The sequence below is a fragment of the Frankia nepalensis genome, from assembly GCF_016786325.1.
Classification (GTDB): Bacteria; Actinomycetota; Actinomycetes; order Frankiales; family Frankiaceae; genus Pseudofrankia; species Pseudofrankia nepalensis.
Window position 1 is genome coordinate 1 of record NZ_JADWYU010000124.1, and the last position, 1,708, is coordinate 1,708.

A 1,708-nucleotide genomic window follows, 5' to 3' on the forward strand; every position below is an offset into this window, starting at 1 on the left:
GGCTCCGGGGGGGGGGGGGGCGCCCCCCGCGGCGGCGCCCACCACCCAGGCACCCCGCCCCCCGATGGCACCCAGATCGGGTAAGGTGACGTTGTCGCCGGACCCGCTGGGACAAAATCCATGGGGACGAGGCCCACTGGGCTGAGGACCACGGGGTTAAGGTCTATTGGGACGGCGGCAAGCCCGGGACGTGGCGCAGTTTGGTAGCGCACTAGACTGGGGGTCTAGGGGTCGCAGGTTCAAATCCTGTCGTCCCGACGGGTGTTTGGTAGTCACTTGGGACCAGCTTGGGACCGGGGGGCGCGCAGATGACGAGTCAGCGCGTCCCCCGCTTCTTTGATCGACCTCATGTCCGGGTGTAGGTAGCGCTGGGTCGTCGTGATCGCCCCGTGCCCGGCGATCTTCTGTAGGACGTGGACTTTCACCCCGGCGTCCGCCATCCAGGTCAGACCGGTGTGTCGCAGGTCGTGCCGGCGAAGGTGCTCATAGCCGAGCGAAACCACGACCTCATCCCAATGCGTGGCATCACAAAGGACCGCGGTGCTGATGCGGCCGCCGCGCGGCCCCGTGAGCAGGCGGGCCATCGGGTCGTCGCCAGCCGTCTTGAGCCGCTTGTCGACCAGGTCCCGAACCTCGTCGATCAGCGGCACCGTGCGGGCCTGCTTCCCTTTGGTGCCCTTGTCGACCAGCCCGCCGACGCCCGGCGTCGTCTGGCGGCGCCCGGTCCACGTCCAGGCGACGCGGTCGATGTCGCAGGCCCGGACGCCCGACGAGATGGCCATCGGCGACCGGGAGACCGCTCTGGCCCAGGCGTTGAGCCGTGGCGCCAACAGAGACGACTACCTCGAGTATCACCACGCGGCGGTCGCCATCGCCGTGGCAGCGCTGGTCGCCGCCCGCCACACAGGCACCGAACCCGCCGCTTCGCCCTACGGGCCGAAGGAACCCCTTCCGCCCCTTCCCCCTGCTCTCGTCTTTCTCGCCGTTGAGGCGGTGGAGCGGGTACTCGCCGAGGACTGTGAACTCAAGGAACTCTGGGATAACGCTCCCGACGGGGCCGAGCGGCTCGCCCACGTGATCCGTCTCCGGGAAACCCTCGTCTCAGCGTCCGACGCCATATCCGGACGTGTCCGGTTGATGCTCGACCTACAGCTACCTGGCCGAGGGCGAAACGGGCAGCGCGCGTCGCGCCGCACCCGACGCGCACGGCCGGGACCCGACGACCCGCCGCCCGCGCGCGTCGGAGCGTCGCACCACGCCGGAGGGCAGGGGTACAGCACGGAAGTACAGCAACCGGCCTGCCGAGGACCGATCGAGACCACACCGGGCGTAGCCGATCAGCGCTCCGGTCAGGGTGGCGGGTTCGGCGGCGAGCGGGTCCGCGGGCTCGGCGGCAGTCATGATCGGAGTGCGTGGGAAACGGCGGTCGTGTCGTTGTTCGACACTCCGACTTTCCGACACGTTTTTCGGACAGGTTCAGGCCGGGTGTGGGGTCACCGACCGGTCTTTCTGATCTTGTTCAGGAATCGTTCGATTCCCCGACAACATCACGACGACGGCCCGGCCCGCTTCTGCACCCAGTCCAGCACCCGCTCGCTATGCAGGGTGTCGGGGTGGTCGTCGCCCAGCACGCGCCGGTGGCGGGCCAAAGTGTCTTCGGCCAGGGTCCGGGCGGCCTGGTGGTCGCCGAGGTTGGCCAGCCGGAGGG

1 protein-coding gene, 1 tRNA gene and 2 pseudogenes are annotated in these 1,708 nt (G+C 69.3%); 2 read left to right on the top strand and 2 right to left on the bottom strand.

The features are described 5' to 3' along the window. Positions 1 to 184 precede the first annotated feature (184 nt). Positions 185 to 258 (top strand) — tRNA-Pro (locus tag I6A81_RS16300). A 14-nt stretch (positions 259 to 272) separates the two neighbouring features. Here the strand turns inward: I6A81_RS16300 and I6A81_RS16305 are convergent. Beyond that, a pseudogene (locus I6A81_RS16305) lies at positions 273 to 770 on the bottom strand (tyrosine-type recombinase/integrase); the annotation flags it as partial. 4 nt (positions 771 to 774) lie between these two features. Here I6A81_RS16305 and I6A81_RS46200 point away from each other — a divergent pair. Beyond that, positions 775 to 1,002: pseudogene (locus I6A81_RS46200) on the top strand (DUF4259 domain-containing protein); the annotation flags it as partial. A 545-nt stretch (positions 1,003 to 1,547) separates the two neighbouring features. Here I6A81_RS46200 and I6A81_RS16315 read toward each other — a convergent pair. Then, positions 1,548 to 1,700, bottom strand: coding sequence for a tetratricopeptide repeat protein (locus I6A81_RS16315; protein WP_285223066.1), 153 nt, complete (start codon positions 1,698 to 1,700; stop codon positions 1,548 to 1,550). Positions 1,701 to 1,708 lie beyond the last annotated feature (8 nt).